Here is a 416-nt window from a genome sequence, read left to right on the forward strand (position 1 = left end):
GAGACGGCTCCGCGCAGCGGCACCCCCGGCACCCCCGGACCCCTCAGCGGAACTCCCGTACCACCTCGATCCGCCCGACGATGTGCGCGTTGAACTCCGCCAGCTCCTCCGCCGGGACCCACAGCTCCAGGATCGTCTCGCCCCCCGCCCGCCGCACCGGATACCGCTCCAGGAACGCCGAGTCCACCTCGAACCGCGTCACGAACCCGGCCCCGTCGTGCTTGACGTTCCAGTCACGGGCGATCCGGACCGCGTAGTCCTCGTTCAGCACCGGATAGAAGATCGGCTGCTCCGGCAGCCGCGGCGGCCAGGCGCGCCAGTCGAGGGCGCGGACCAGGTCGAGCTCGACGGGGCCGGTCGGGCGCCAGAGGGTGGTGGTGGGCTGCGCGGTGCTGGACATGCGGGCGACCCTAGGC

General features: G+C 72.8%; 1 protein-coding gene. It reads right to left on the reverse strand.

The annotated features are described in order from the left end of the window. Positions 1–43: 43 nt before the first annotated feature. Positions 44–400 (reverse strand): hypothetical protein, encoded by a 357-nt coding sequence (locus VR44_RS40585; protein WP_045952722.1) that lies wholly within the window; start codon positions 398–400, stop codon positions 44–46. Positions 401–416 lie beyond the last annotated feature (16 nt).

It is taken from the genome of Streptomyces katrae, assembly GCF_000966975.1.
Taxonomy (GTDB): domain Bacteria; phylum Actinomycetota; class Actinomycetes; order Streptomycetales; family Streptomycetaceae; genus Streptomyces; species Streptomyces katrae.